The organism is Paenibacillus sp. NPDC057967, assembly GCF_042887015.1.
GTDB lineage: Bacteria > Bacillota > Bacilli > Paenibacillales > Paenibacillaceae > Pristimantibacillus.
On sequence record NZ_JBHVQB010000016.1, the window covers coordinates 12,767 to 38,857 of the forward strand.

Annotated in this window: 34 protein-coding genes and 1 tRNA gene; 6 read left to right on the forward strand and 29 right to left on the reverse strand. The window is 48.9% G+C overall.

All coding sequences use genetic code 11. The annotated features are described in order from the left end of the window. Positions 1-567: 567 nt before the first annotated feature. From ACFVSO_RS28380 to ACFVSO_RS28465, 18 genes are all read right to left on the reverse strand, one after another. Positions 568-969, reverse strand: coding sequence for a phBC6A51 family helix-turn-helix protein (locus ACFVSO_RS28380; RefSeq protein ID WP_387480071.1), 402 nt, complete (start codon positions 967-969; stop codon positions 568-570). 588 nt (positions 970-1,557) lie between these two features. Further along, positions 1,558-2,049, reverse strand: coding sequence for a hypothetical protein (locus ACFVSO_RS28385; RefSeq protein WP_387480072.1), 492 nt, complete (start codon positions 2,047-2,049; stop codon positions 1,558-1,560). A gap of 170 nt (positions 2,050-2,219) precedes the next feature. After that, complete coding sequence (locus tag ACFVSO_RS28390; RefSeq protein WP_387480073.1) at positions 2,220-2,717, reverse strand: hypothetical protein; 498 nt, start codon at positions 2,715-2,717, stop codon at positions 2,220-2,222. 334 nt (positions 2,718-3,051) lie between these two features. Next, on the reverse strand, positions 3,052-5,589 hold the full coding sequence (locus tag ACFVSO_RS28395) for a hypothetical protein (RefSeq protein WP_387480074.1): 2,538 nt from the start codon (positions 5,587-5,589) through the stop codon (positions 3,052-3,054). 17 nt (positions 5,590-5,606) lie between these two features. Next, positions 5,607-5,939 carry a hypothetical protein gene (locus ACFVSO_RS28400; protein ID WP_387480075.1) on the reverse strand — a complete coding sequence of 111 codons (333 nt, stop codon included), beginning with the start codon at positions 5,937-5,939 and terminating at the stop codon, positions 5,607-5,609. A gap of 71 nt (positions 5,940-6,010) precedes the next feature. After that, positions 6,011-6,859, reverse strand: a complete 849-nt coding sequence (locus tag ACFVSO_RS28405; protein WP_387480076.1) for a phage antirepressor — start codon at positions 6,857-6,859, stop codon at positions 6,011-6,013. A gap of 2 nt (positions 6,860-6,861) precedes the next feature. Next, on the reverse strand, positions 6,862-7,212 hold the full coding sequence (locus tag ACFVSO_RS28410) for a BRO-N domain-containing protein (RefSeq protein WP_387480077.1): 351 nt from the start codon (positions 7,210-7,212) through the stop codon (positions 6,862-6,864). A gap of 197 nt (positions 7,213-7,409) precedes the next feature. Further along, entirely contained in the window at positions 7,410-8,072 is a 663-nt protein-coding gene (locus tag ACFVSO_RS28415; protein WP_387480078.1) for a ParB/RepB/Spo0J family partition protein, read from the reverse strand. After that, positions 8,069-8,491, reverse strand: coding sequence for a helix-turn-helix domain-containing protein (locus ACFVSO_RS28420; protein ID WP_387480079.1), 423 nt, complete (start codon positions 8,489-8,491; stop codon positions 8,069-8,071). The genes ACFVSO_RS28415 and ACFVSO_RS28420 overlap by 4 nt, the downstream gene beginning before the upstream one ends. A gap of 1,358 nt (positions 8,492-9,849) precedes the next feature. Next, the gene (locus ACFVSO_RS28425) at positions 9,850-10,089 is read right to left on the reverse strand and encodes a cold-shock protein (protein ID WP_387480080.1); all 240 of its coding nucleotides are present in this window, start codon (positions 10,087-10,089) and stop codon (positions 9,850-9,852) included. Positions 10,090-10,102: 13 nt separating this feature from the next. Continuing rightward, complete coding sequence (locus ACFVSO_RS28430) at positions 10,103-10,642, reverse strand: DUF4241 domain-containing protein (RefSeq protein ID WP_387480081.1); 540 nt, start codon at positions 10,640-10,642, stop codon at positions 10,103-10,105. A 309-nt stretch (positions 10,643-10,951) separates the two neighbouring features. After that, positions 10,952-11,278, reverse strand: a complete 327-nt coding sequence (locus ACFVSO_RS28435) for a hypothetical protein (RefSeq protein WP_387480082.1) — start codon at positions 11,276-11,278, stop codon at positions 10,952-10,954. Positions 11,279-11,300: 22 nt separating this feature from the next. Further along, entirely contained in the window at positions 11,301-11,603 is a 303-nt protein-coding gene (locus ACFVSO_RS28440) for a hypothetical protein (RefSeq protein ID WP_387480083.1), read from the reverse strand. Between the two features lie 27 nt (positions 11,604-11,630). Beyond that, positions 11,631-11,939 (reverse strand): hypothetical protein, encoded by a 309-nt coding sequence (locus tag ACFVSO_RS28445; protein WP_387480084.1) that lies wholly within the window; start codon positions 11,937-11,939, stop codon positions 11,631-11,633. A 258-nt stretch (positions 11,940-12,197) separates the two neighbouring features. Then, positions 12,198-12,548: a hypothetical protein gene (locus ACFVSO_RS28450; protein ID WP_387480085.1), complete on the reverse strand. Its 351-nt coding sequence runs from the start codon at positions 12,546-12,548 to the stop codon at positions 12,198-12,200. 172 nt (positions 12,549-12,720) lie between these two features. Further along, positions 12,721-12,849, reverse strand: coding sequence for a hypothetical protein (locus ACFVSO_RS28455; protein WP_387480086.1), 129 nt, complete (start codon positions 12,847-12,849; stop codon positions 12,721-12,723). Next, positions 12,846-13,094: a hypothetical protein gene (locus ACFVSO_RS28460; RefSeq protein ID WP_387480087.1), complete on the reverse strand. Its 249-nt coding sequence runs from the start codon at positions 13,092-13,094 to the stop codon at positions 12,846-12,848. Before ACFVSO_RS28460 ends, ACFVSO_RS28455 begins: the two co-directional genes overlap by 4 nt. 115 nt (positions 13,095-13,209) lie before the next feature. After that, positions 13,210-13,416 (reverse strand): hypothetical protein, encoded by a 207-nt coding sequence (locus ACFVSO_RS28465; protein WP_387480088.1) that lies wholly within the window; start codon positions 13,414-13,416, stop codon positions 13,210-13,212. A 170-nt stretch (positions 13,417-13,586) separates the two neighbouring features. On the opposite strand from ACFVSO_RS28465, the gene ACFVSO_RS28470 reads away from it, so the two are divergent. After that, positions 13,587-13,910 (forward strand): helix-turn-helix domain-containing protein, encoded by a 324-nt coding sequence (locus tag ACFVSO_RS28470; protein WP_387480089.1) that lies wholly within the window; start codon positions 13,587-13,589, stop codon positions 13,908-13,910. Positions 13,911-14,579: 669 nt separating this feature from the next. Here ACFVSO_RS28470 and ACFVSO_RS28475 read toward each other — a convergent pair. Further along, the gene (locus tag ACFVSO_RS28475; RefSeq protein WP_387480090.1) at positions 14,580-14,687 is read right to left on the reverse strand and encodes a putative holin-like toxin; all 108 of its coding nucleotides are present in this window, start codon (positions 14,685-14,687) and stop codon (positions 14,580-14,582) included. Positions 14,688-15,031: 344 nt separating this feature from the next. On the opposite strand from ACFVSO_RS28475, the gene ACFVSO_RS28480 reads away from it, so the two are divergent. The 3 genes from ACFVSO_RS28480 to ACFVSO_RS28490 all read left to right on the forward strand — a co-directional run bounded on the left by ACFVSO_RS28480 (position 15,032) and on the right by ACFVSO_RS28490 (position 16,479). Further along, positions 15,032-15,688, forward strand: a complete 657-nt coding sequence (locus ACFVSO_RS28480) for a sigma-70 RNA polymerase sigma factor region 4 domain-containing protein (protein WP_387480091.1) — start codon at positions 15,032-15,034, stop codon at positions 15,686-15,688. 94 nt (positions 15,689-15,782) lie between these two features. Continuing rightward, complete coding sequence (locus ACFVSO_RS28485; RefSeq protein WP_387480092.1) at positions 15,783-15,977, forward strand: type II toxin-antitoxin system HicA family toxin; 195 nt, start codon at positions 15,783-15,785, stop codon at positions 15,975-15,977. Positions 15,978-16,044: 67 nt separating this feature from the next. Next, on the forward strand, positions 16,045-16,479 hold the full coding sequence (locus ACFVSO_RS28490; RefSeq protein WP_387480093.1) for a type II toxin-antitoxin system HicB family antitoxin: 435 nt from the start codon (positions 16,045-16,047) through the stop codon (positions 16,477-16,479). Positions 16,480-16,539: 60 nt separating this feature from the next. Here ACFVSO_RS28490 and ACFVSO_RS28495 read toward each other — a convergent pair whose 3' ends face one another. Both ACFVSO_RS28495 and ACFVSO_RS28500 read right to left on the reverse strand, forming a co-directional pair. Then, complete coding sequence (locus ACFVSO_RS28495) at positions 16,540-17,595, reverse strand: tyrosine-type recombinase/integrase (RefSeq protein WP_387480094.1); 1,056 nt, start codon at positions 17,593-17,595, stop codon at positions 16,540-16,542. A gap of 155 nt (positions 17,596-17,750) precedes the next feature. Beyond that, a tRNA-Arg gene (locus tag ACFVSO_RS28500) sits at positions 17,751-17,826 on the reverse strand. 192 nt (positions 17,827-18,018) lie between these two features. On the opposite strand from ACFVSO_RS28500, the gene ACFVSO_RS28505 reads away from it, so the two are divergent. Further along, positions 18,019-18,909, forward strand: a complete 891-nt coding sequence (locus tag ACFVSO_RS28505) for an alpha/beta fold hydrolase (RefSeq protein WP_387480095.1) — start codon at positions 18,019-18,021, stop codon at positions 18,907-18,909. A gap of 125 nt (positions 18,910-19,034) precedes the next feature. Here the strand turns inward: ACFVSO_RS28505 and ACFVSO_RS28510 are convergent, their stop codons facing one another. The 3 genes from ACFVSO_RS28510 to ACFVSO_RS28520 all read right to left on the reverse strand — a co-directional run bounded on the left by ACFVSO_RS28510 (position 19,035) and on the right by ACFVSO_RS28520 (position 21,463). Beyond that, positions 19,035-19,364 (reverse strand): HIT family protein, encoded by a 330-nt coding sequence (locus ACFVSO_RS28510; protein WP_387480096.1) that lies wholly within the window; start codon positions 19,362-19,364, stop codon positions 19,035-19,037. A gap of 114 nt (positions 19,365-19,478) precedes the next feature. Beyond that, positions 19,479-20,777 carry a polysaccharide deacetylase family protein gene (locus tag ACFVSO_RS28515; protein WP_387480097.1) on the reverse strand — a complete coding sequence of 433 codons (1,299 nt, stop codon included), beginning with the start codon at positions 20,775-20,777 and terminating at the stop codon, positions 19,479-19,481. Further along, positions 20,777-21,463 (reverse strand): hypothetical protein, encoded by a 687-nt coding sequence (locus ACFVSO_RS28520; protein ID WP_387480098.1) that lies wholly within the window; start codon positions 21,461-21,463, stop codon positions 20,777-20,779. Before ACFVSO_RS28520 ends, ACFVSO_RS28515 begins: the two co-directional genes overlap by 1 nt. 224 nt (positions 21,464-21,687) lie before the next feature. Between ACFVSO_RS28520 and ACFVSO_RS28525 the strand changes: the two genes are divergently transcribed. Continuing rightward, positions 21,688-22,044, forward strand: a complete 357-nt coding sequence (locus ACFVSO_RS28525) for a DUF4870 domain-containing protein (protein WP_387480099.1) — start codon at positions 21,688-21,690, stop codon at positions 22,042-22,044. Between the two features lie 60 nt (positions 22,045-22,104). On the opposite strand, the gene ACFVSO_RS28530 is transcribed toward ACFVSO_RS28525, so the two are convergent. From ACFVSO_RS28530 to ACFVSO_RS28550, 5 genes are all read right to left on the reverse strand, one after another. Continuing rightward, on the reverse strand, positions 22,105-23,169 hold the full coding sequence (locus ACFVSO_RS28530) for a hypothetical protein (RefSeq protein WP_387480100.1): 1,065 nt from the start codon (positions 23,167-23,169) through the stop codon (positions 22,105-22,107). A 114-nt stretch (positions 23,170-23,283) separates the two neighbouring features. Further along, positions 23,284-23,436 (reverse strand): small acid-soluble spore protein P, encoded by a 153-nt coding sequence (locus ACFVSO_RS28535; RefSeq protein ID WP_387480101.1) that lies wholly within the window; start codon positions 23,434-23,436, stop codon positions 23,284-23,286. A gap of 49 nt (positions 23,437-23,485) precedes the next feature. Further along, positions 23,486-23,659: a hypothetical protein gene (locus tag ACFVSO_RS28540; protein WP_387480102.1), complete on the reverse strand. Its 174-nt coding sequence runs from the start codon at positions 23,657-23,659 to the stop codon at positions 23,486-23,488. 12 nt (positions 23,660-23,671) lie between these two features. Continuing rightward, positions 23,672-24,019, reverse strand: a complete 348-nt coding sequence (locus tag ACFVSO_RS28545) for a hypothetical protein (protein ID WP_387480103.1) — start codon at positions 24,017-24,019, stop codon at positions 23,672-23,674. 73 nt (positions 24,020-24,092) lie between these two features. After that, positions 24,093-25,910 (reverse strand): glycoside hydrolase family 30 beta sandwich domain-containing protein, encoded by a 1,818-nt coding sequence (locus ACFVSO_RS28550; RefSeq protein ID WP_387480104.1) that lies wholly within the window; start codon positions 25,908-25,910, stop codon positions 24,093-24,095. Between the last annotated feature and the right edge of the window lie 181 nt (positions 25,911-26,091).

Below are 26,091 nucleotides of genomic sequence, written 5' to 3' on the forward strand. Positions count from 1 at the left end.
TTCGCCCCCTTTCGTTACCGTGATTTTTACGACAAATAACCGCCTCACTACGTAAGTGGACGGAATATACCTCCGAAACGCTAGAACGGCTTACAACGGATTTTAGACGGGTTATTTCAAGGACTATTGCGTTGAACGTTCGTAAGTCCAAACGTTATTTTTGATATGTCGGTGTCTCTGTCGCCTGGAACGGCGTTTTCGAGGGTACGCCATGGGGGTATACGCTTTATCACGTCACAGCGCCAACATGTTCACAAAACATGAATTTGACGCACAAGTACCACGCCGTCCCAATCGCCCGGAACCCGCATAGCTACGCCATTCTTCCATAACGCACCGCCAGACCTGCCGCTAACAACTCGTCATACTATCGTATATTTGCACTATTTTACGTATTTGAACGGGTAAATTCCGGGGATATGACCGCGTTTCAAAATTTCCGGAGGGTACGCCCAAAAAGGACGCGTTGCAGATAATCAGTGTAAATCCACACGTACCCACAACGCTTATACACAATACCCTTGCGTATCCCTACATCTAATAGCGCGTTAATATACGTCGACTTCGTTATTGTGAATCGGAATCTTCCGCAGCCTGTTTCGTCTTCAACGCCTCTATACGTAGACGTAGCGCCCCTATGTCCGTACCTTCCGTGCTATGCGTTTCGACCTCGACCTTATCCGTCAACATGCCGCTGACTTGTAACGCCAGCTTCGCCATGGCCGCGTTACGATCCGCAATAGCGATATCAACCAACGACTCAACAAGCACTGGTAGTCGTTCCGTATTCCTCCGTGCCATCTCACGCCTTAGTTCGCGTTGGAACGGTTCTTTCCTACGCCAATTAGCGAGCGTGTTCGGATGTACTCCGCATATATCTGCGATCTCCTCATACGTCTTACCACCGCGTCTCGGCTGCGCTAACCACTCGATAGCCACGAGCTGATCCGCGCTCAGTTGTTCCGCCATATTAACGTCCACCTCCGTTTCTCTTCCGTCATAATATTCCGCCTGGATTGCGTTTAAAGACTACGTATAGAACGAGGATATACGCTGGAACCGTAAATAAAACGCCTATACCTCGTATCCTATCGGACCATGACGCATCTACTAACGCTTCCCTAACGAGTATAGTAACGGTAATAAATAACGTAAGATGTACGCTAATAAAGATATAGAATAACGTCATCAATCGTACCAACTCCGTTCTATTACGTTGGTTCTCGAACAATGCCTAGCATTGAACGTGAACATAAGGAAGGCTCATCGTTAATTCATGATGAATTGTCGTTGAGCCAAAAGAAACTAACGCGGCCTACGGCCTTGTTCGTCTACGCATAATTCATTGCGTATCCGAGTCTATTTTAAAAATACCCAGTTGCCTCGTTCAGTTTGGAAAAACTGGACGATAATCTTTGCTCTCGATTTCGGCAGCGGAAGTGTTTTGTTTCTCTTTTATACGTTTCTCTTTTACGTATTTCTATCTTTACAGTGCGGTTAGACCGTACTAACCGTAGTGTGGTCAGACCGCATCACCGGTAGTACGGTCTGACCGTACTAAGCGCTACGACGCGGTTTGTAGACGCTAAGGTCCGGCATAATCCGTTCCCCTTCTTCGTCTACGATATATCCATCATCCGTTATTCGCGGACAGTAAGACGGAAAGTACCACTTGAATCGGCGCGTTCCCTCGTATCTCGACGTAGTACGGATAATGCCATTCGTTTCGAGTATGTCCGATAGGAGCTTTATACGTGGCCGATCGATACGTAACGTCGACATCAGCATTTCATACGATATAAAGCACGCCCCGAATCGATCGTTAACCGAACCGTCGGCGCGATGTGGATTCCCATCAATGTACGACTGAAGTGTAAAGTAGAACGCTATGATATCGCGAATTTCCGGTTTCCGTTTCTGACCGGCATATACGACGTCACATGTCTCGTTAATAATTCGCGGGAACACCCTGCGGACGAGTTCGCGATTGTATATATCGTAGTTCTCAACGGCAAGGAGCGCCTGCTTATCGTTTGGAAGCTGCGACATCTCGCTCAGACCTCCCCGCGCTATATTCGTCCAGCGCTCGCCTAACTGCGTCGCATTTTTCGAATAGCCAGAATCGGCCGCCTGTTCTCTCGTTTACTCCTACGCAAACATACCTAATGCCTTTAGCGCGCAAAAACTGAAACATTGCGGGTACGTAACAAAACAAGTACTTATCGTTCATTGACCGTCCCTCCCACTCCATATAAGTTAATCGTATGTTCCCACGGTTTCCATGGACGTTTATCGCCAGACTCCGTTACGTGACACGTATGTCCGATCGATACGACCCGTTGCAGCGAACCCAACCGGCCTATAGCACTAGTGCTTATCGGCAGCTTGCTGGTAATCTCGCGGGCTTCTTTCTTCGTTCGCGCGAATACAACTCGGTATTCTCGAAACGGCGTGGCGTAGCTATACGCCTTGTTATCGTCCAGGCAGATACGTTTAGGCTGAGTTATATCGAACAGAACGTCCGTAAAAATGCGGCGCACTCCGTCTTTGCTGAAGCCGTAAACCTGTTTCGGGTGTGTATCGCGGCTCAACTCGATTACCATTTTTTCGATGAATCGGCCGAACGCTTCCTCGGACAAGGATCGCATCAGCGGGATATCTACCGTTCGTTTAATAAACTCTTCCGTTCGCAAATAGAACTCGTACATTCTGTCCACTCCAATACCGCCTCCATATCGATGCTTTCATCGGGAATAACCGTGACAATTCCGTGCCGATCTACCGTGTATTTCATTACGTGGCCTCCGTGCTGGAAATGACCGCTTGACGCGGTTTTATTTTGATGATAGTATATATTAGGGGTAATATTGGTGTTTTTAATAAAAAAAGAAGAGACCGCCTCTTTCGTTTGGTTATCTAGGCATGTTTCTCTCCCTTCAATACGGATAACTCAAAAACCCGGAAACCCGCGCCACGTACGGATTCCCGGCGTTTTTGCGTTTGATTTATCGCGCTTTTACCCGAAACTACTTGTCCAGCGCGGATTAGTTGTTAACTCGCGGCGACTACCGCTGCCCGCTCTCGTCGTTTTTGAATCCTCTTCCGCTCTCTCGTCCTCGCTTCATGACACGGTTGACAACGAATTTGCCGCTGCCTAACGAGTTCTGCTCGCTCTCCGCAATCAGCGCATAGAATGAATCCGTCATCAAGCCGCTCGTCGATATTCCTCCGTAGATTCGATACGATTACGTCACCAAAACTAGACCATAGCGTCGTTTTGTAGCTGCTCGCCTTCTCTACGTAAAGGTATTTGACGAGAACATCCACGACGTAATTCAAGTTAGCGTTTACTTCGAGGATTTGTTGACGAATGCTCGTGTATACGTATGGGATAGCCGTCTCTTCGTATTTTCTGAACGACTTCATATATTTTCCCGTGTCCAATTCCGTATACTTCGCGATGATCGCCTGCGCCTCGTCCGACTTCAGCGTTACTCGCTTATTCCGCATTAACGTCTGATAGTTGAAGTGTCCGAGATTGGCCGCGCTAAAGTTAATTCGGCGGTTAGGGACGATCGTACTCAGCCGATTCACGACCGACTGGTTTGTCGGAGCAACCTCTTTGACATCCTTATCTTTCGCGTAACGGAAGAAATGCGGAAGCTTGGTACGCTTAAACTCCCGAATCCTTTCGCTCACAGTGTCCGGAAACTCAGGCTTGTACAACGTCTTGGCGTAGTCGATGACGAAGTTGTTTAAGCAACACATAATCTTAATGGCGTCGAGATCGATGTTCTCGCTATTCCACACTTTTGATATGATATTGCTTACCTCTCCGATATTTCCGCCCGTGTAAGCCGCCCGAAGTCCGTTAAAGATGCTCTCACCGTTAACAAGTTCGGTTGTGGCCGACTTCATCTCGTAGTGGAGCGGTACGATTCCCTTCATATTACGCTCTGCGGCGGCAACTAGCGTTTGATCCCGAACGACGAGTGCCTTATCTCCGTCACAATCGAACATTAGGAGTTTACTAATGGCGTCGTGGCAGCTCGTGTATATTCCGCGTGACTTGAACCATCGCCGCGTTTCGTCTGTAACCACGTTGGCCCGGACGGCGTGTTCCCTGTATAAGTGCGGACTCCGGAGGCAATCCAGTTTGGTATTGGCTGCGTACACATTGCAAGATACTTGCCCGTCTGCGAGCAGTCCTTTTGGCCGTTTATCACCTAAGAAAAGCCACTCGCTGAACGCATACATGTCCGGCACGATGTAAGTAAATATGCCATCGATTTTGAATTTACCGGATCGCGCCTTCTTCACGATACTTCGCTTGACGTCCATTAACCTCTGCCGACTGAACTCATCCGCCAGCAACTCAGGATAAATTTCAAGCGCTTGTTGGAAGTAGTCTTTACATTGGTTCGTCACGGTTACGCCCATCACGTCGAGCATCGTGTTGCGGTCGCTGCCGATATTCACGATATCCCGCGTTGTTTCCGCAGTCAGCTCCCGCAGCTCATCGTTGGACAGGTCAGGTAACGTCTGCAACATTTGATAATTCATCTCTGCCTTAGCGAAGTTATCGGGTTCTTCGTCGCGTTTAGCAGCATGGCAGCCGTGTTCCTTGAAGCATCCGACGTAATGCTGCCAGCTATCATAAAACTTCCACATCTTGAATTGACTACGCGTAAAGATGACCTCGATTTCGTCGCGTACAATGTCCCATTCTTTGCCGTAGATATCCGTAACGACCTGTTGGCCGCGCTCTTTCGCGAATTTATCGAACGGAAACGGTACGAGTAGGCCCTTAATCCAAGGCATCCGGACCATAAAACTCTTCCGACTCTTACGTGGCAGAATCATCCCACAGCCGTCCGTATGGTTTATCGTTACCGGCATGACCTTCCGCGTGATCTCGAACGTCTCACCGTCGATATGCTCAACGAGCGTTTCGACCGGGAATTCCATGTCGTCGACAACGATCGCCCGATCGATCCGGAAGTTCCGCCAGACCTCCGTAGCCGAATTTGCCAGCGCCAGATATGCGAGGAACTTATTCGTATTCGTACCTCCTCGCGCGTTAATGGCGTCGATACTCAAACCGGCCGTAAGTGTACCTTCATGCTTGATCCACGCTTCCTCTCGGATAAATACAGTCTTCTTCTCGCGGATTTGTCCAGAACCAGCGGTGAAGCAAACGTATTTAACACCCCCGTACGTAAATCCGTCGATAATCAGCGAACGGAGAACGTTATGGAAGTACGTTTTGACTATAATTATGTCGTTAGTAACCGTACCAGGCGTTACGCCTAGCGTCCGGGTCAAAGTCGACTCGAATAACGATATGATAGCTTTATCGCTCATCCGGTCATCGCGGAGAGTCCGGACGCCGCCGAATGTATCGATACTCGCGCGCAAGGCTGTTTCTGCCTCCTTGATTCGCTCGCGTAAAGCCCTCGCTTCCTCCGCAGCCGACGTGGCAAGTCCGTCCTTCTCACGTTCTAGCCTCCGAATTTCCGCCTCTAGCGCTGTTTCTTTATCCGTATAGAACGCGGATGTGTCGACGTAATACACGTGTAGTTGCTTCATACGTTGCCGAGCGCTCCTCATTCGCACGCCTCCCCTTTCGTTGCCATTTCGGTAAACTCCGATACAAGCCGCTCGAAAATCTGCTCGGCGGCCGTTTGCGAAGACTCCTCGTAATAGCTAATCGGGGCGTCAACATCGGGCCCGGTTGCCCACGTCTCGACCCGGAATAACTTCGTGCGCTCGCGGTACTTGTTCGTCTGAAGCAGGATAATACGGTAGTCGCCGACCGTTTCCTCGCGGCGCAGGAACGTCTCGTCATCCCGGTCAAATTGCGCACGCGGCGCACGGTAGTATCGCGGAGCTGCGTCAAATCGGCGTTTCCATTCGAGCTGCTTCCACCTCATGCCCATTCGTATAATCCTCTCCTATTCGTAAGTGGTAAGAAGGACGGCCGTTTGCCTATGACCGCCGTCCGTTTCCTTTAGCCTAGTTTCCGACCAATCAACCTTACGTTGATGTCAATAACTGCGGGTTGTGGATTCCGTCTCTTTTTACGGTCCGCCTCCGCTTTACGTATCTTTGCGATATACGCCGCCCCCTCCTCGTCTGGTCCATATTCCGGCCGGATACCCTTGCCCATTAGCAAGTGATGAATATATGAGCGCCCGGCCTGCGTCCACCTCGTTCTTACGCGGGGATATCCGAAATCGCCGAGTTCGGTCGTTGATTTCACGTACCCGAGACCGTGGTACTTTGCGCTCAATAGCCACTGTTTACCACTCTTATACTGAATACCCTCGTGTTTCAGAATAAGGTTTAGGTCCTGCGCGATGATGGCGTAATCCTTCGCAATCTGCGAGACGTTGACTGTACCCTCCGACGCTAGAATCTGATCGTGGTATTCGACTTTAGGTGCTTGTTCGACGATGATTGCTTCCGCAGCTAGTCTAGCAGCACGTTCGTCGCGCAGCCGTACTATCGTTTTGAGCAACAAGTCCGGATCGTCAAGTAGCGAATCGGTTGCGTACATTTCATGTTTACGGATCGTCGGAAGAACGTCGGACGTCACCCAGCGTTTAAAGGCACGAGCTTCCGGTTTGCGGCTGCCGAGAATTAACGAGTATAGGCCGGATTCATTAATTACGGTAGTCTGCTGATTGCCTCCAAGGGTCTGCGTTGAATGCAGTGCCTTGTCTTCGTCGTCAAGTCTCCTCGTTGCTGTTACATCTATTCCTAAAACAACACAAACATCCTTTGCAACAAACCACGGATCACCATCGACCGTAACCGTTCTTACTTCGTAACCTTCGTAATTAAAAAGTTGGTTCATTTCTAATCTCCTTTCGGGTCGTCGTGCTTACGAATGGCCGGTAAGATTTCGTCAGCTACTTTCGATTGGAACGTTTCGGCTACGGCGTTTTTAGCTTTCATTGCGAGACGATAGAAGATGTTTTCGGGGATAAACTCCGGGCACTTGTCGCGGTAATTTGAATCGTTGCAGGAAGTTGCAACGCCCAAATCACATAGATATCTGTGCGCTGTATTCCATCTGACTACTTCGTTGCCACTAGCTGCAACGGTAATAAACCCAAGCCCACGCGAAACGTCTTCGAGATTTAAGTGCGCCGTCCCGGCTTCGTCAACATACCCGCGTACTCCGCTAATCGTCAGCAAATTATCCAATCGTCATTCCCCCCGTATTATTTGATATCTATATAAAGCAGCACGCGGCCACGAATATTATCGGGCTTACCGTTCTTACTTCGCGAGGTGCATATCCCGCATCCGCATCGCCATTTCGATAATCTTATCGGGGTTGTCCAGCAACTCGTCCACTACGTACCCACCGTGTTTACGGATCGATGGCAGCACCTCGGACGTTACCCATCGCCGGAACTTCGCCAACCGTTCGATACGTTGGTTAATTCGTCCCTCGCTGATTCCGCGTGCCATCGTCGGTTGCATCGCAAATAGCAACGAGTACAGTCCGGATTCACTAACGATAGCGAGACACTGCCTTCCGCCAGCGGACCAAGTTCACCGGACGATACAAGCGCTTGGAGCGGAGGTATAAGGTCGTTCAACTTTAGTATCCGCTTAGTTGCACGACCACTCTCCCCAATCTCTCCCGCTATGTCGTCAATTGTTTTCAAAGGGACATTTTGTCCCTTTGCTCGGTCACCACCGCGCTTAATCCCCCAATAGTCGCGCAGAAATGCCGCTATCCGCGCTTTTCGAATCGGGTCCGTCTCCGCCTCGCCGCGTCGCTCTGTGTTATCCGCGATTAGCTGATATTCCGCGTCGTCCCCAGTCACGTCGACCATAACGACCGGCACATTCGCTAGACCGAGGTCTTGGGCGATGTGATAGCGCTGATGACCGGCGAGGATCATTAGGTCGAGCGTTACCTTAAGCGGGTCTCGGATACCGTCTGTTTCGATGCTGCGCTTAATATCGGCATAACGCTCTGGTGGCAACTCCGAGAAATAGAAGTCATTCCGGGGATGTGGACATAGTCTTTCGGTAGGTACGAGATTATTCACGCAACCACCGTCCCAGAACCGCCCTCCACAACGCCGGATACTTCGTCCTTCCAAAACTGCTCGGCTGCCCTCGGACCCATTACGTCGCACAACTTTTCAAAAACCTGCTGACATACGTCTTTCAGGTCACTATTTTCGAGAATGAGATTATAACTGCTTGCAATTACATTCGCGCGCATAACTGGTTGACCTACTTCGAATCTGCGCAACGTACTAGCAGAGAACCCCGTTTCGCGTGCCATTTTTGCCAGTGTTATTCCTGCCTTTAAACGGCCTTCGCGGAACTCTGCGCCAATCTCGACCCAGTCTACCTCGTTCGCCTCAACCCACTCCTCACGCGTCAGCGTCTCATCCTGGGCCAAACGTACCCGAAGCGAAACGACTCTAGTAATCTCTTTAACCGACATTTGATTATTCATATTCAAAAGTCTCCTTTTCAGCCCTTCCGGCCATGGTTGATTTATCTATATGAAGCACCGCAAACGGCGCGGTTATTTACCTGACATGCACGAAACGTTGTTTAAAGTGAAGACCCTGCACTCTGAACAACGTCTAATGTTGAAATCGCCTCGTCGAACGCTCTAAGTTGCGCTGCCGTTTTCCATCCAGCACGTACTTCTATTTCGATTATTGGGCGGTGACTCCGCAGACTTTCCGCAAAAGCGTCGCGCAAGTCATCGTCACGCATCGGTACTCGACGAACGATGTCCGTCAGCCGTTTCGCCCAGCGGATCGGATTCGCGCTCTCTATCTCTGGGCGGTATGTATCACGAACGATTCGGCCGAGCCAACTTATACAGACTTCGGTCTTGTACACATAGTGGTAGCCTGACCAAAGGGATGCGTCAACCGCTTTGTGTCGACTCTTTTGCGAAACAATCAATCCGGCGGCCGTTAGTTTCCGGATCGCTCGCCGATGCGCTTCAATGGACGCTCGCGTGCGGTCTTCGGCTTCCAGCAAAGCGAACCAATACCCCACCGCCAAAAGTATTCGCCGCTCGTGACAACCTAACCGCAGACCTGGTAACTTTTCGGCATTGGACGATGCTACTCGGCAACCCCCGCACGGTAACCACTGCTTAAGATAGTCGTCGAATCCTGTCATTAAAGGACAATCTTCACCGTCTACAGAACATTTCACGGAATCACCTCCTATAGATTAAACCACCGCTAATCAGCGTCTGACACACATCACGCGAAAATACCCCTCATATAACTATCCGCCACTAAACGGCATCTCGCACACTATAACGGGAAATTTTGCGCCTACTATATTAACGAGACAATTTCCGATTCCGCACACCTACCGCGAAATTATCCCCACTTAATAAACCACCGCTGTTCACCGTTTCGCACATCCTACTGTATTATTCGGAGCAACTTTAGCTTTCGCACATTTTCCGATAAAGTACCTCTTATAAAATTAGACACCGCCGTCTTCCGTCTCGCACAATTGCGGCTCATATTACCGTAAAATTTCCGTCTATAATGCCCGTAGAGCCGTCAGAATCGTCCGGTAGAGTATTCGTAGCTGACGGCGATAGAGGCGGAAATAGACGGGAAATCTACGGGTTAAAACGGCCTATACTTATATAGTCACCGCACCGTCGCTTTTCGTACATATCATCGCGGTAAAGACGGAAATCATCGGGTATAATCGTCCTCTATATTATTATCTGACGCATGAGTCCCATTTCGCACACTTTAGCGAGAAGAAAATTACCGCCTCACTTATATAGTCGTAAAAGTATCGAATTTCGTACGCTCTTCCGTAAAATCACGGCCCATCAAGCGCAAACACTTCCCGCGCATGACGGTAACGGCGACGTCGGCTGCCTTTATGCCTCTCTTTGCTTACGAAGAAGCTGACGTCGCCGGGTGTGAGACACCGTACGCCGGTCATCAAAATTGACGACGCATGGAAATATACGTGTTCCCCACCGCGATCCGTTCGAATCACGCCGAATCCTTGTTTCAAATCGAAACTCTTTACGGTTCCGAATAGTTTTTCCTTCATGCGTCATCCCCTCCTATTCGCCGCTCATGTCGATTTCAACTCGCACGATCCGGCCGTCTCGGTCGAACACGGCCCGCACCGGATACACGCCGTCACCCTGTCCGGAGTTGAAGGCGATGCCGAGCCCGTCCTTAATTTCGCCGAAGCCACGGCGGGACATAGACGCCTTACATGCCGCATCGTAGTCGTTGGTCGGCTCCGCAGTTTCCGGCTCATAATCACCGTGCTGCCAACGGTTGAGGTAACACGGATCGATAATCGCTAACTGCCCGCTGTCGACCATTACTTCCCCGATTGGCCGCGATACATAGCCGCGTTCATGAATAATGCGGAAGTATAGCCGCGCTGCCTTCTCGATCGTTTTCGATGCGGGAACGTCCTCGCCGCGCTCATACCGACGAAGTGTATCCGTGGTCGTACCGATCTCCTTCGCGAGAGCGCACGTTGTCAGCCCATAGCCCTTGCGCATCGCAGCGATGTAAACCCGCATCTCCTGCGTACTAGCCTCTACCGAGTGTTCACGTTGTTGGATTACTGTTTGAATAGCGTTCATTGATCATCGTCTCCTCTTCGATTTAAATTTTCGCCTATATATTACATAGTCGAGAAAATAGTCCGTCTCGCACACTTGCCGCAGCTTTTATTCGGGCGACGTGCCCTCATATTAGTAGTCACACTAGACGGCGTAGTTGGGACACGCGGTCCTAATATAATAGTCACTCGCAAATTTAATAGTGGGACATGCTTGTTGAGAATTTCTTATTTTTAGATAAAATTATGAAACCATACGCACAAGCGTTCGTATTAATAGGTATAAAACAAGGAAGAGACGCTACCAACGCCCCTTCCGCAGCATCAACCGTTACCCAACGGCAAGTAGTTCCGCCTGGCCGAGCGTATTAAGATCGATCCCCGCGACCCACATCGCGAAGGTAAGTGTTTCGGCTGGCGGCAGACTCGCAATCCTTTCCGGAACATCGTTCGGCACATCAATTTCAGTAATATCACCGGTATTAGCGTAGAATCCAGGATCGGACAGCGAGGGCGCGACGTTCAGAAAGAGCAGTTTTCCGGTCCAAGGCGTGACAGCTATTTCAGGCGTCAACAAGTAGCCGCTTTCGACAGTGCGGTAAATTCCGCCTTCGACCATGTCGTCTTCGAGGTAATAAACAACTTGAATTTGTTTCATTTCGGATACCTCCGTTTCTGATTTAAACTGCAGTAGTCAGCGGTTGCGCACCCGAAGCCCAGATAGCCATCGCCAATGCAGCGGCAGGCGGAATCGATGTAACGTCTACTTTAGCGCTAAGAAAACTGATATCGGCGATCGTACCGCACTCTACGTAAGTTCCCGGCTCCTCTACCGATGGCTCAACACGCAAAAAGTAGAGCGTGCTATCTTGGCAGGACGTTACGGCAACGTCTGGCGCAATCAAATACCCCGTTTCGACGGTCCGTTCCTGGTCACCTGTCGTAGGTTCCTCGTAATAATCGACAATTTGAACACGTTTCATCTCCGTAATACCTCCTCGTTAGTTGGTTTAAACGGCCGCGGCTAGAAGTACCGTCTGTCTGGAATCGATCCAGTTCAACACCCCTACTAGTCCGGCCGGTAAATCGGTAAGCTCGTCGAGCGACCCATACATAGAGTCAAGCACCGTTATCATGCCGCAATCATCGAAACAATTAACGCCGGTCGCCGACGGTTTGACGCGAAAAAAGCACGTTCCGGTAATATCGACCATCGCGGCGATGTCCGGCGCAATCAATAGTGCGTCCTCCTCGCAGCGGTCAGTACGGCCGGGAACTCGTACGCATTCGAAATAAGTTACAATTCGGATTTTCTTCACAACATCTTCTCCTTTCGCTAGATAGTAAAACGCCCGGACAATAGTTGCCGCTACTGCCGGACGTCAATTCAACCGCGATTCACACGTGCCAAATCCGGCGCGCCAACGCCACCGTATGAATCGAAAAACTAGAATAGTTAGCGCTACTCCATAAACTGTTGCACCATCTTGCCAAAACTGACAAATCAAAATTGGAAAACTAACGCACACCGGGCCCTTGGCGTACACGGCTTTCCGCGACCATCGAGGCCGTAGCCCCTAGGTTTCGCCCTTAATGGGCTCGTCAGGCGGAAGTTTTGGCGGGCCGTCCGGAAATATCTCCAAGTCCGGGCAGTGCATGAGGTGCTTCAGCACGAAGTCGAACGCATTCATACCCGTAAGCAAGCGGTATACGCCTGCGATATCGTCCGTTTGCTCCGTCAATACAATGCCGATATCGCTCAGGTACGTACCCGGCCGGTCAGATACCGGAGTCACAACGTCAAGCCACATTTGGCCGTAGTGGGCGTTATAGTACATAGCATAGCCGTCAGCTACGAGAAAGCCGGGCTCATAATCGTACCCGTCATCGTCTTCGTACGGACCATGCTTGATGGTAATCGGCTTCATACGGCTTGTCCCCTTTCGATAAATCCGCGTCTTTCTTCGTTAATTCTTCGTCAAAATCTCCGGTAGCAAAATTAAAAATAACGATGTTATAAGTCACCGACAAGGATTATCGCCCCTTATGTTCGATATAGTATTCAAGTCCAAAACGAATTTAAACAATTTCGAAAAATAATTATCGACCGAACGCTCCACGAATGAATTCCGCAAACAACGCGCCTAACGCGTAAGCCACAAAGCGGCCCCAGCTTTTGCGCGAACGGCTAGTACGTTGATTATGCGAGCTGGCGAGTACGAGTATCATATGGCAACGACCTCCTTCCGATTTAAGTCTACGGGAATTCCCGTCAAAACAAGGAGATGGTCGGCAGTTACACGGACGGTGCCGAGTACTTTGTTTCTCGGTACTCCGGTTACAGCGCAGAAGAATGGCGGCTGCTCGATGAAACACGTCCAATTAGCGGAATCGAGAATTGTTACACGGTAAAGCCCGTTAATAAGGACGAAGCGAAGGCGAATATTGCTGGTGGAGCTGTTTGAACGTTTCATATAGGGATACCTCCTCGTAATGGTTAGCGATGTGTATAGGCGGATTTCCGCGACCAAACCGAAATATAACGGTGTGGTTTCGGCCCACTCCGCGACGGGCCATCATCAGGCGGACTCAGTATTCGTAAATGATAAAACCGTCGATCGTCGCGTCGGCGAAAACACTATCGCCTACATAATTGCACGTACACTCGGAAAGGAAGTCCGAAACGAATTCCGATAGTTCCTGCCGCGTCATGCCGGTTTCCTTCATCGTGACTTTGATTTGTTGATCTGCTACCAAACCCTCGGTGATCATCGTAGAAATTTCTGTGTTATTCATTTTTGAAACCTCCCAAGATTCTTATCGTATACCAATATATCGCTATATCGTTATTCAGTATCTGTCCTTAACTATATATCGCTATATCGATATTGTCAATAATAATTTTGCTTATATTCCAATTTGCCTTTAAAATAGATACAAGAATGATTCACAGGACGGTGAATACTGTGGCTAAAAAGGCCGTAATAATAACGAACATTGATAAAATCTTGTTTGAGAAAGAGATGTCTCAAGGAAAGCTGGCTGAGCTGACTGGACTTAGGCCAAATACGATTAGCGAAATCGTCAGGGATTCCCGAACGGTAATAAACAAAGTACACCTTGCACGTATAGCTGATGCTCTCGATGTGGACAATATTGGGCAACTTTTGGAGATAGCTTACGTTGAAGAGGAAGGTGGATTAGTTCATAATCGCGAGGGTTACATAGTATTAAAACCCAATGCGGGGACTATCGAGAGAAGAGCAAAGCGTAGGGAGGATCAACAGTAAAACCGCCAGCCCGCCGAGGTTGCGCGGTTTTCTTTTTCGGCGCTGTCTTCAAACTGCCGAAACGATACGACATCGTATCAAATTGTAATGATGGGCATTGTGATTTGATCTTTGTAAACGTCTAGACGTCTGGACGTCGCGAAGACTTATCGATCGGTACAAGTTGATTCGGACAATTTGTCCGCAACAAGAATTACTCGAAGACTTACCCGTATCCCTCTCGTACACTATCGCTGCACCGTCCGCTGACAAAACGGAGCCACGACGACAAGCGAAGGCGGCTCGAAAATCACCGTTAAATAACGCGCTCTACCGTATGCCCTTCCGATTCTACTCCGGACAGGTTAGGACGGCTTACACGGGAAATCTGACGGCTTATATAACGAAATAAAGGACCGATCGTTTACGGAATTGCTCCGCAGACAATCGGTCCTTTTCGTGACAGTAATATCATTTAGAATCGCTCGTATCGCTTTACCTGTCTCAATCCATTCGTTTTGCTTTCGTTAATTTGCTTTAATTGTTTTGCTTTTTACGCCCCAATTGTATATAATATTGACAACAGGTGTTTACCATATCAACACTTAAGAAACCGAAGCACAGGAGCTTTTATTTTTTACTAATTGCACGAAGGTAGCCCGTCATCCGCCAAGATACTCGGGCTATTTTCTATTTCAGAGCAATAACAAGAGCGACAATAGCGACGAAGAGAGTTATTAATGCTACGACAAACATTGCGAAATTAAGCATTAACCCGATCACGTCTTTTGTTTCCACGACACGTCCTTTCTCTCCCGCGCTTCGGTTATTGATATTATATCATTCATTCCAGGGTATGTCATTTTATTGTAATTACCCATTTAAGGCGATTACGGATAGTATATTAATCAAATAAAACGTTAATAAGCCCGTCAATGATTGCGGAACGACTCCGTTACTGACGGGCTTATTAACGTTTATACATCGTATGTAGACAGTATTACATTATTATATACGTTAAGGGTTGACGGACCCGGCGCGTATACATAGTATATAATTCGAGAGCTGCGACGTTTTTGACACACTATTTCGCAACTTTTTCGAATTTTTTTTATTTTATTTTCTCGGAGGAGCTGCCGGTTATGAAACTTGAACGCGTCTACATACGAAATAGCCGGTCTAAAGCGGATTTCATCATGCGCGTTGAGGAGGTCGCCGACGCCTGCTATGGTACCGATGAACTCCGCCCCCTCTTCGATATTCTGACGGTCACGATCGAAGGCAAGGCGGCTAAATACGCGCGGCGCTGGAAACGTTATCGACTTGAACCGGAGGACTTCGAGTCTATTTTCTATGAATCCGTATGGACGGTCGCGTTCCAATACTTTGATATGCGCGGCTGGGATACGGACTTTTACTATTACGAGACGTTACTGCTCGTACTCGACCGCCGGGCGGTCGACTATATCCGTAAAATGACCGGCCCGGCCGAAGCTTTATCGAGGCTTGCCGTACTCGTGGCGGATATGTCGGAGCCGAAATCCGATCCCAAACGACCAGTCACAAAAACGGACGTTCAGCGGCTAGAAAACGAAGTTATTGACCGTGTTACGTTAGCTGACGCGTTACGCCGGGCTGATCTGACGGAGACCGAACGAGCGGTTATCGTATATATGTATACGGAGCCTGATGTATCTTATCGCGAGATCGCAGCGGCGATTGGACTAGGACACGGCGAGACCGTACGGCGGGCTTTCGGGAAGGCAGCGGGAAAACTGCGGACGATTATCAGCGAATGACGAAAACGCACGTATTTATATACGTATATTCGTTATTGACACGTGTGATAATACGTAGTATAATGAGAGTATAAAGAGAGGGAGGAGCGGTGCCATGCACCTACGAGGCCAGTCGTCCACAGCGTTGATTAAACGGCTTAAGCAAGACGGATGGTATCATGTACATACGGCAGGCGATCACTGGCAATTCAAACACCCAACGAAGCCCGGTAAAGTAACGATACCGCACCCAAACAAGGACCTACCCATTAAAACCGTAAAAAGCATCCTGAAGCAAGCGGGGCTATAAAAGCCCCCTTGTGAAAGGGCTTCAAATAAAGATGAAAAATTTAAAATGTTACGAGAGGTGACGATACGTGACCAACACTAAAAAAGATCGGTATATCTTCCCTGCATTACTCGACTACGCAGAGGATGGAATTAGCGTATCTTTCCCGGACTTGCCTGGAGCGTTTACGTGCGGAGATAACGACGAAGAGGCTTTTAGAATGGCAAAAGAATGTTTAGCGCTGCACATTTACGGCATGGAGCAGGATAGCGAAGATATCCCAACGCCAAAGAAAGTACAGGACATTTCAGTATTAGAGAATCAAGTTATTGCGGCCATTGAGGTATGGATGCCGCCGTTCCGCCACGAGATGGAACAAAAGGCCGTAAAGAAAACGTTAACGATTCCGAAATGGCTAGACGAATTGGCCGTAGAGAATAACGTTAATTTTTCGCGTATTTTGCAGGACGGATTAAAAGCGCACCTTGGCGTTGACCAGTCGGAAGGAAGCAAGAAAACGTAAACAATAAAAGAAGCCCCGTTATAGGCCAGCGGTTATGCCGGTTCTATAACGGGGCTTCTTTTATTGTTTTGTCTTACTGATCCGACGTAACCCAAGCCGCGCCAACGGTGAGTATTGCGCGTGCTGACTTCGGATATTATCTTCGCTCAACTTCGCATAACCGCGCGTTGTCTCGATATTGGCGTGGGCCACGATACGCTGACATGAAAATATATCTCCGCCGGACAACAGGTACGTTGTTATAAAGTAGCTCCGGAATTGGTGCGGGTGAGCAAGACTCAGGTCCACACCGCCAGCCTTCGCATGAGCTTTAAGCCGTTTACGGAAGTGGGCGGCCTTCAGCGGCTCCCCGTAATTTGTAACGAAGATATGGTCGGTATCGAAATATTGCCGCGTCTCGTTCACGAGCCGTAATAGCTCGCGGACAGTTTCCGGCGATAACGGTACTATGCGCGGCTTTCGGTTCTTATTCATCCAGCCGGGAAGGTTGAAGCAGCGGGCCTTAATATCGAGATGCTCTGTAGTCAGCCGCAATGCTTCGTTGACGCGGAAACCACCGTCTGCGAGCGTCATCATTAGGCATCGATCCCGCAGGCCCGCGTAAGTCTCCGTATCCGGCGCGTCGAGTAACCTTCGGATATCATCATCCGTGAACGTCGGCTTATCCTCGCGGTCCTTCCGTGGCATTTTCACTTTTGCGAGCGGACTGGTCTGTATGTATCCCTCTTCAGCCAGGAAGGTAAATACCGTCCTCAACGTTCTAATGCGCGTGATTACGGTTTGCGTCTTCAGCTTTTTGTCCGTCTGCGGCCGGTTAGGTACGCCGCTAAACAACGTCTTATTCGACATATAGTTGATGTAATCGCGGATCGTCTCCGCTGTAATCTCGATGGCCGGGACGTCCTCTTCAAGCCAATCCGTGAAATACTTCCAATTGGTCTCGTAGTCCTCTACCGTCCGATCTCGTATCCCTTCCGCCTTCTTAGCGCTGAAGAAAATTGAAAATGCTTCGGATATCGTGTAAGTTACACTGGCAGGCGCTTGGGCAGCCGTATCCGCCGGTCGCATCTTTCCGCGCACGATGCTCCGCCCTTTACGCGGATCAACTTCGCTCAATATAAAAACCCCCTACGATAGATTCGTGGAGGTTATCGCTAATTTGAACGCCTACGGTTCCGGTTTGCGCCCGTCTGAAACGTAGTGCCTATCCGTTACACTCAACGAGGGCAGAACGCCCGTAAACCGTTGATATAACGGGGTTTTTCCAACACTGGCGGCCCCGAGATGAATCGAACATCCGACACCACGTTTAGGAAACGTGTGCTCTATCCGCTGAGCTACGGGGCCACAGCAATTTTTATTATAACATAAGTATCGGCTACAGCAAAAAGGGATTTATGCGATTGTTAAGCCAGCAGCATCGGTAATCTTTTTTTAAAGAGAAGAAGATCGTATCGCCGACTAGGAAATTATGGTATTATTTATAGCAAATACATAGTACTGCGCTATCCCTCATAACGAAGCCACGAGGTGTACAAGATGAGAGACGAGTCCATGCATGTAACGCCCCAACCTTCTTTGCATTTCGGAACAGTACAACGGCAATCCAACTATGATCGGAAGTATCAGGAGAGCTTATTGAACTGGCCCATTCCTTATACCTCCTCTTTTGTGGCTACCCGCTTCGGGTCAACCCATGTTATTTCATGTGGTCCGAAGGATGGGGAACCTCTTATCCTGTTGCACGCGATGGGATTCAGCTCTACGGTCTGGTTCCCGAACATTGAAGTGCTGGCAAAAAAACACCGCGTCTATGCGATTGATTATATTGGCGACTTGAACAAAAGTGCCCCAACCTCAATACCTTCCAACCTGGAAGAGTGTGGGGAGTGGCTGGATGATGTTCTTCGTGAGCTGCGGCTGGAAACCTTCTTGCTAGGCGGTATTTCGTATGGCGGTTTTCTAGCCTTGAATTATACAATATATGCCCCGAATCGAGTCCGAAAGCTGTTTTTGCTCAGCCCCGCCGCCACTTTCGTACCGCTTCATCAAACATTTATTAACCGAATCATAGCTATGGCTGCCATTCCAATGAAGTGGAATGTGCGAAGATTCATGAATTGGCTTTCCAAGCATAAGCTGGACGAAGCACTGGTCAATCAGTTTCATGCTGCTTTCCGTTATGGCTCGCTCTCGCTGAAAGTACCGCCGGGTGTATATAGCGACGATGACCTGCGCAATCTGCAGCTTCCGATTCTGCTGCTTCTTGGCGACCAAGAAGTGATCAGCGACGCCGGCCAAGCCTATGTGCGAGCAACGCAGCTTTGCGAGAATATTCATGCCGAAATGCTGCCGGGTGTAGGGCATATGATGAACTTGGAGAATCCGGCGGAGGTAAATAAGCGGCTGGAACGGTTTTTATATAAGTAACAAAGCTTCCTTTCTCAATCGTATACCTAACAGCTATATTTAATTCTCAATTCCTTTTTTGAGAAAACAGCACATTTCCATCCCTATCCAAAAGAAAAAAAGGACCTCGCGGTCCTTCTATTCGCCTAGCGCAACGGATCGCCATAAGCTACATGCCAATGAAGATGCTTGGAGTCCTGATAGTGTCCCAGGTTGGTCAATACTCTGCACGCCCCATGCTCTTCCGTCACCTGGGCAGCCACTTGCTGAATGACACGGATCAGTTCAAGCAGCAGATCATCATCATTCTTCTCCAAGGTAAGCAGAGATGGAATATGCCGCTTCGGAATGACGACAATGTGGACCGGATAAAAGGGCCTCGTATGATGATAAGCCAGCACGCGATCCGTCTCCATCACTCTGCGCACCTCAGTTCGACCGCTCAATACCTCTTCGCAATAAAAGTCTTCAGACATAGCATCCTCCAAATGATGGAATATTTTCCGATTAGAAAAGATTCGACATTTCCTCCCTGTTCCCTGCAAAAAAAAAGCAGCCCCCTGCGACAAATGTCGCATTCGGACTGCCGATTATTGAAAGATGGCGAATTTTAAGTCTTGTTTCTTCAAATATTCGATAATGTCAGGCAATGCCTCAAGCGTTGCTTTCTTCTCATGCAGGACATATATGCCGCCCGACGGATCGGTTTGCTCAAAATACTGCATAATATCTTGCGCGGCATTCGTGCGCCAATCTTCAGGATCACGATTCCACATCAACATCTTCATTCCCATATCCTCGACGGTATCGGATAAGCGGTCATTCAATGACCCGTACGGCGGGCGGAACAGGGTGACGGGTTGTTCGATGAATGGCTCCAGCTTCTCATTGGCACCTGTAATATTATCCGCCATTTTATCCTTCTTCAGTGTAGCCAGATTGCTATGATCCCAGGAGTGATTGCCTACAGCCATACCTTGTTCAGCTGCATAAGCAACGGATTCCGCTTCTTTGCTTACATTTCTACCGACAAACAGAAACGTCGCCGCCACCTCATGCTTGATCAATTGCTCCACGATATCCTTCGTATAAATAGAAGGGCCATCGTCAAAGGTCAAAGCGACGTATCCCTTTGGCAGGCTGTAATAGGGCTTACCGACAGTAAGCTCTATGACTTCAGCAATGGCGGGATTTTCTGCATCTTCTTCCGATTGCTCTGGCTCTACAGAGAGGTTAGCCGCAATGACGGTTCCGCTTCCTTCTTCGCCTTGTGCCTGTACGAAATGATCATTCAGTCGCGAGACCAACTGTTCCTGAGCCGTCTCCATGGTTGCCGCAACTGGAACCTGAAACTCCCTTAGCGCATCCCCTTGATTCGCCAAAAAACTGCCCTCCAGCTCGAACCAGGCTATATATAGCACGAAGGTCAATACAACCAGACGCAGGGAGGCCGTCATCAATCGTGTGATTTTCGTTATGTATGTATTAGGGCTTGCAACAGAAGTCTTCTGCTCTATCGGCCATGCATGCAGTGCGGGATCACCCTCCGCCACTTCAGGGCATTCACCTAACCGAAGCTGCTCGATAAGATCCGCATACAGCTTGGAGCATATGAAATAATGCGTCTCGCTCCGCTCACGGTTCGACTTGATGATAGAGCTGTATTGTACTTGCCGATAAGGGTCCCAGCTGGTGTACAGCGATAATCTGGCCCGCTCCCCCTCGCTCGGTCCCAGTGGAAGCAACTGCTGACCGGTGCTCTCATCGACTTCCAGTGTGGTTACACTACGCTGGCCATCCCGTTCAATCGCTAGCTGCAGCTCATGACGGCCATGCTTAACTTCCAGCGACAACAGCTCGATCGTCTGCAAGGCTTCCGTTTTCATCATTAGTTATCTCTTCCTAAAGGTGCAGACATACGATTGGTGAAGTCACTGATCATATTGGCCAGATAAACCTTCTCCTGATGCGTCGCCTCATACTTCTGCTTTAGATGCTGATTCTCAACTTCTTGTCTGCCAATCTTCTCTTCAAGCTCATGAATGCGCTTATTTTTCTCCCCAAGCGTATCATTGTGCTTCTGAAGCAAGCTGTTGTATTTTTGTTGCTCTAACTCGATGACACTTTTGAGTTCTTCAATTTCTGCTGACATCTTCCGTTGCAGCTCGCGGTAATCCTCTACAACTTGATCAACCTTCATGTTTTTGTCCACGATCTTCTGTTCCAGCTCAAGAATGCTCTTCTCGCGCTCTTCAATCACTTTGTTCAAGTGGCGCGCATCGCGATTCAGCCGCTCGATATTGCCGCTTGCATGAGTCAGACGATCCTGAAGCTCATTCACTTGAAGCTCCGTATGCTGCTTGGCCTGAATCATTTGTTCTACTGCAAAGATCAGATCCAGCGACTTTTTATCCATTTTTGACTTGTCTGGAACATTAGCCCCATACGCCTTATTCTCATCTCCCGCTTCTGCAGCAGGATCTGCTTGATCAGGCGCGGGTCCCGGAGCTAGGTCCTGCGGCTGGTCGCTCGGCTTCTCCGATGTTTCTTTTTTCTTGAAAAAGGGAGAAATCATTTTTTTTGCCACCTCTTATCGGTTCATGTAAAATTTTGTCGAAGTTAATTAGTTCTATTATAAATAAAATTTCTACAATTTAAGTGGGACTTTATGTCTATCAAATAAAAACGATTCTTTTGCACTAGATTTGAGCAGATAGGACTATAGATGGCAAAATGGAGCATATATTGCAAGTGGAGTGCTTCCATTAAGATAAATGATTTTATGAGGAGGAATATGGGTTGTACGATTCCAATCCAGTCTCAAAGGATGATCAAACCTTCGGTATGTTATGCCATCTGCTGGCCTTCAGCACCTTTATCATTCCGTTTGGTTCCATAATCGGCCCGCTAGTTGTTTGGCTAATTAAGAAAGACCAGTCCCCTTATGTAAACGAACAAGGCAAAGAATCGCTAAACTTTCAAATCAGCATCATGATCTATTGCATCGTCTCCTCTATTCTCATTATTATATTTATCGGCATACTACTCCTAATTGCAATAGGCATCGCTTGGTTCATCCTGGTCATTATCGCTTCGATTAAAGCCAATGAAGGCAGCATCTACCGTTATCCGCTGACGATTCACTTCATAAAGTAAAAAAATCCCCTCCTGGCGGCATTTAAGCCACTAGGAGGGGATTTCATTATGTGTGAGGTATTACAGCCCAGCCATACCGCCGAATTGTTCAGCCAGCTGATCAGGTGTCAGCGCATCTGTTGGAAGTGCAGGGAACTCGATTTTCTTATTCAACTCCGAATACTGAGCTGTGAAGCTGCCGCCGAGCTTCCCGTCTAGACCGCTCTCAGAATCCTTCATTTGAACAGAAATTTTGCCGCCTTGGTATACCAGGTATTTGTCTTTGATACCGCCTGTAATTTCCAGAACATTAAACTTCAAGTCATTTTGCAAGAAGTTCAGCAGTTCGGTCTTGTTGGTATCCAGATTCGTTTTCACTTCTTCCAGGTCTGCCTTCTCGATGCCGGCTGTCTCCAGATAAGCTTCATTGTTCATCAGGATATCCAAAATTTCCGGAAGCGCCTTGTTCACGATTGTCTCTACCGTCTGAGGATAGTTTTCTCCGTCAATCGCGAATTTCACCACTTGATCGACTTTCAGACCTTCAGGCAGTCCCGCTTCCTCTGCCTTCACATTGCTGAAATACGTCTTCTCGTCAAAGTGCTTCAGCAGCGCCGCAGACAGATCCTGCGCCATCTTCTGCTGCTCGGCAACATTCAGGTTCAGGCTATCTACGCCTTCCTGCTTCGCCAGCTCTTCCAGGTCAAATTGAATGTACTTGCCTACGATGGACTCCGGAATTCCGAACATCGGGAGCGAAGGCACTTGAATGTACATGACTTTCTCCGTCAAAATCATCGGTACCGCCAGCTTCATATCCATCATACCTGGCAAAATTACTTCAAGGTTAACGTCTGCCCGCATAGGTTCCGACGAATAAGATACGTCTGCTTTAATGGTTGCGTCCTTCACGATGCCTGCGACTTGAGCCGGTGAGAAGAGCGATGCATCAACGCCGCCTGCTTCAGGCAATTCCAGCTCGTCGAGCTGCATGGTCATGGACACTTTGTAGGATTCGGCCGCCACAGTCTTGGCCGTAGCCGCTTCAAGCGCCGCCTTCGGCGGTGTAGAACTGCTGCATCCTGCGATAATCATCGTCAGAATAATCATGGTGATAAGTGCTGCTTGCTTTACTTGCTTCATCAATTGGTTTTCCTCCACTTTCTGTTTTGTAAGCAACTCCATTCTATACTATATTTAGGTGGTTGGATAGACGATGGTCAAAAAATACTCCCCGTGTCATGGGACACGGGGAGCATCTTAACCTTCTGGATTGTTATGGGACACATGGTTCTGCTTCTTCGTCTTCTTGGAGCCGGATAGCGGCTCCTGCAGGCCGTTGTCGTGATCCTGCCGCTTCCTCTCGTTATGCGGCACGCTCTCGGGAACGGGTACGCTCTTCGGCTTACTCATGACGTATTCCTCCTGTCTATGCTGATTCACCGTTATTGAGCCTAATAGCCTAACGCTGATTCTTCATATCCACAGGCTGGTCGAAGTTCAGCGAGTCCTGATGACGACGGTCGTTCTTGTCTTGCTGAAGCTGCTGGGCATGATGGCTGTTGACCGGCTCATTCTCCAGCGCTTCTACGACATTAGACAAGTTCTTATCCGCTGTTCCTTTGGCTTTCGACATGCTCGTCACCCCTTACGCATGAGTCAGCTGCTGCAGCGCTTGGGCGCATTCATGCAGATGCCTCTTATAATCTTGGATCAATTGTTGAATAATATCCGTACGCTCGTCCACGGCAATGTTGTCCTTCTCCACATCGACCAGTTCCACAGCCACTTCACGGCTGCCGGTATAGGTAACCTTAAAATCAAATTCATACATTTGATGCCCTGCTGAATGTATCGTGACACGCAGTGCCTTGTCATCCGCCTCATCCTGCTGCACCACGCATCGATCGGAGCTGTTGATGGTCTCCGGCAGCGTACGCTGCCATGCGTCTGCAAGCTGCTGCGGATCAATTCGAAGCTCATCAGATTTCGCCATAAGTAGTAGCACCTCCACAACGTTAAGATGCGATGTGGAGGTGCTTTTTATACGAATATCATTCCGCTTGCGTCTACTGTGTTTCCAGGATGAACGTCTCCCAGCCCGACGCGGTTGCCCGGTTCGCTATTAATGGACTTGCACCCGCATCCTCCGCCGAGACAAACAGATTGTTTGCCCCTGAGCGTAGCGTAACACCACCGCTTACGTTCGACAGCTGGAAGGTCTCCCAGGTGCCAATTGTATCGCTTCTGGCAATTAACGGACTGCTGCCAGCGTTCTCCGCGGTGACATACTTGCCGTTCGCCAGGGAGCGAAACGCTACATTGTTGTTGCCGAGATTAATTCTTTCGAATTTCTCCCACGCGCCTACAGCAGTACGATTGGCTATCAGGGACGCGCTGCCGCCGTTCTCAGCCGCTACATAGCGCTGATTGATTTGTGCTTTGATTGCGATTACCGGATTGGCGCCAGCCACTGTGCCGTGCCATTTGAACGTAACAGCTGTTTTGGCCGGGACATGATAAGTGAAGCTCTGGTTGCCCCATTTCACCTTAACGGTCTGCGAATAGGTCTGATTGTTGTAAGCGACAACGACCTTGGAACCATCCGGGTTTTTGAACGCGACATTCTGCATATTATTATAGGTTGGGGAAGCTATTCTGAATGCGCCCGGTACGACAAACTTGCTGAATTGTCCGATGGCATAATATTGGTTGCGATACGTCACTTGATCGGTTCCATCGCTGCGAATAAGCAGCATGCCATGATTAATGCTGTTCGTGAGCACGGTCGGACCATTGTTCTGATCAAGTGCCAGATTCCAGGCGATGAACGACTTGGACCAATTTCTTGGGATGGTGATGAGCTCCCACATCATGTTGTCAAAGGATGGATTCCAAGTGCCGAAGCCGCCCTCCGTGAACCATATATCCTTTGTGGGATATTTATCACGAATCGTAGACATCGCGGACGGATTCCCGCCATAATGATGGTAGGCTGTTCCAGCAATATAGCTATTGGCTGCAGGATCGGCAAGCAACTGATCCGGGAAGGAAGTATTGTCCCAGTTAAAGTCGTAGCCCATTATTTTCGTATTAAGCCCCGCCTGCTGAATGGATGGGCCCAGGTTATTTTTAATAAAATTGATTTGGTCGGTAACAGACATATAAGTGGTAGGGTAATGATTGAGTTGCAGGCCAGGTTCATTAAGCGGGCTTATCGCATAGATCGGAATGCCTTGCGCCTGATAAGCCTGGATAAACTTCACCAGATAGTTAGCGTAGCTTCCATAGTATTGGGGTTGCAAATATCCGGTATTCATCGGATGCGTGGCACTTGGGTTTTGGCCGGCTTTCATCCATCCCGGCGGGCTCCATGCGGCAGCCATGACCTTTAATTGCGGATTAACGGATAGCGCTTGCTGCACCCTTGGAACGATATAGGGCATATCCCGGGCGATGGAGAAGCTATTGAGGTTAGGGTCGTTCGCGGTATCATTATAGCTGTAGATTTCCCAGTTGAAGTCGGAGGCTCCGATAGTCTGGCGCAGGAGACTGAGACCTATGCCCGCGCTGCCGAATAACCGTTCATACACTTCTGCTCGCTTGGCATTGCTTAGCTGGTACGTCAGCAGCCACGCCGAAGCATCTGTGATAGACACGCCGAACCCGTCCATCTGCTGATAAGCAATATTCTCGCTCACGTCAATTGTAAGCGGCACGGAGCCGCTGTCTGAACCAAAACTCACATTCGCCTCTCTTGTCAAAGCTTTGCTAAGTGATTCGTTTGTTGTCCATACCTCGACCGACTCTCCGGCTGCGGATACCGAAGGCATTAATAAAAGCATAATAAGTGAAAAACTTAAGCCTAATTTGATGAATCTAAGCATGACACCACTCCTCTTCATAAGAATGATCATGACTTTCCCATCAAGCCTAATTAGCATATCACCGCTATATTTAGGAAAGTAGGTATCATTCTTTAGATGGAGTGTTCATTTTTGAGAATATAATTCTCGCGACAAACCAAAAACGCCCGAGCGCAGCAGCGCTCGGGCGTTGAATTGATCT

Bases quoted from the DNA above. Each gene is read 5' to 3' on its own strand.
- ACFVSO_RS28460 (WP_387480087.1), bottom strand. From the start codon at position 13,094: ATGAAACGTTCAAACAGCTCCACCAGCAATATTCGCCTTCGCTTCGTC.
- ACFVSO_RS28465 (WP_387480088.1), bottom strand. From the start codon at position 13,416: ATGAATAACACAGAAATTTCTACGATGATCACCGAGGGTTTGGTAGCA.
- ACFVSO_RS28380 (WP_387480071.1), bottom strand. From the start codon at position 969: ATGGCGGAACAACTGAGCGCGGATCAGCTCGTGGCTATCGAGTGGTTA.
- ACFVSO_RS28505 (WP_387480095.1), top strand. From the start codon at position 18,019: ATGAGAGACGAGTCCATGCATGTAACGCCCCAACCTTCTTTGCATTTC.
- ACFVSO_RS28535 (WP_387480101.1), bottom strand. From the start codon at position 23,436: ATGAGTAAGCCGAAGAGCGTACCCGTTCCCGAGAGCGTGCCGCATAAC.
- ACFVSO_RS28520 (WP_387480098.1), bottom strand. From the start codon at position 21,463: ATGATTTCTCCCTTTTTCAAGAAAAAAGAAACATCGGAGAAGCCGAGC.
- ACFVSO_RS28430 (WP_387480081.1), bottom strand. From the start codon at position 10,642: ATGAACGCTATTCAAACAGTAATCCAACAACGTGAACACTCGGTAGAG.
- ACFVSO_RS28425 (WP_387480080.1), bottom strand. From the start codon at position 10,089: ATGAAGGAAAAACTATTCGGAACCGTAAAGAGTTTCGATTTGAAACAA.
- ACFVSO_RS28515 (WP_387480097.1), bottom strand. From the start codon at position 20,777: ATGATGAAAACGGAAGCCTTGCAGACGATCGAGCTGTTGTCGCTGGAA.
- ACFVSO_RS28440 (WP_387480083.1), bottom strand. From the start codon at position 11,603: ATGAAACGTGTTCAAATTGTCGATTATTACGAGGAACCTACGACAGGT.
- ACFVSO_RS28540 (WP_387480102.1), bottom strand. From the start codon at position 23,659: ATGTCGAAAGCCAAAGGAACAGCGGATAAGAACTTGTCTAATGTCGTA.
- ACFVSO_RS28485 (WP_387480092.1), top strand. From the start codon at position 15,783: ATGCACCTACGAGGCCAGTCGTCCACAGCGTTGATTAAACGGCTTAAG.
- ACFVSO_RS28400 (WP_387480075.1), bottom strand. From the start codon at position 5,939: ATGGGCATGAGGTGGAAGCAGCTCGAATGGAAACGCCGATTTGACGCA.
- ACFVSO_RS28385 (WP_387480072.1), bottom strand. From the start codon at position 2,049: ATGTCGCAGCTTCCAAACGATAAGCAGGCGCTCCTTGCCGTTGAGAAC.
- ACFVSO_RS28420 (WP_387480079.1), bottom strand. From the start codon at position 8,491: ATGAATAATCAAATGTCGGTTAAAGAGATTACTAGAGTCGTTTCGCTT.
- ACFVSO_RS28545 (WP_387480103.1), bottom strand. From the start codon at position 24,019: ATGGCGAAATCTGATGAGCTTCGAATTGATCCGCAGCAGCTTGCAGAC.
- ACFVSO_RS28455 (WP_387480086.1), bottom strand. From the start codon at position 12,849: ATGATACTCGTACTCGCCAGCTCGCATAATCAACGTACTAGCCGTTCG.
- ACFVSO_RS28395 (WP_387480074.1), bottom strand. From the start codon at position 5,589: ATGAAGCAACTACACGTGTATTACGTCGACACATCCGCGTTCTATACG.
- ACFVSO_RS28510 (WP_387480096.1), bottom strand. From the start codon at position 19,364: ATGTCTGAAGACTTTTATTGCGAAGAGGTATTGAGCGGTCGAACTGAG.
- ACFVSO_RS28405 (WP_387480076.1), bottom strand. From the start codon at position 6,859: ATGAACCAACTTTTTAATTACGAAGGTTACGAAGTAAGAACGGTTACG.
- ACFVSO_RS28480 (WP_387480091.1), top strand. From the start codon at position 15,032: ATGAAACTTGAACGCGTCTACATACGAAATAGCCGGTCTAAAGCGGAT.
- ACFVSO_RS28450 (WP_387480085.1), bottom strand. From the start codon at position 12,548: ATGAAGCCGATTACCATCAAGCATGGTCCGTACGAAGACGATGACGGG.
- ACFVSO_RS28550 (WP_387480104.1), bottom strand. From the start codon at position 25,910: ATGCTTAGATTCATCAAATTAGGCTTAAGTTTTTCACTTATTATGCTT.
- ACFVSO_RS28435 (WP_387480082.1), bottom strand. From the start codon at position 11,278: ATGAAACAAATTCAAGTTGTTTATTACCTCGAAGACGACATGGTCGAA.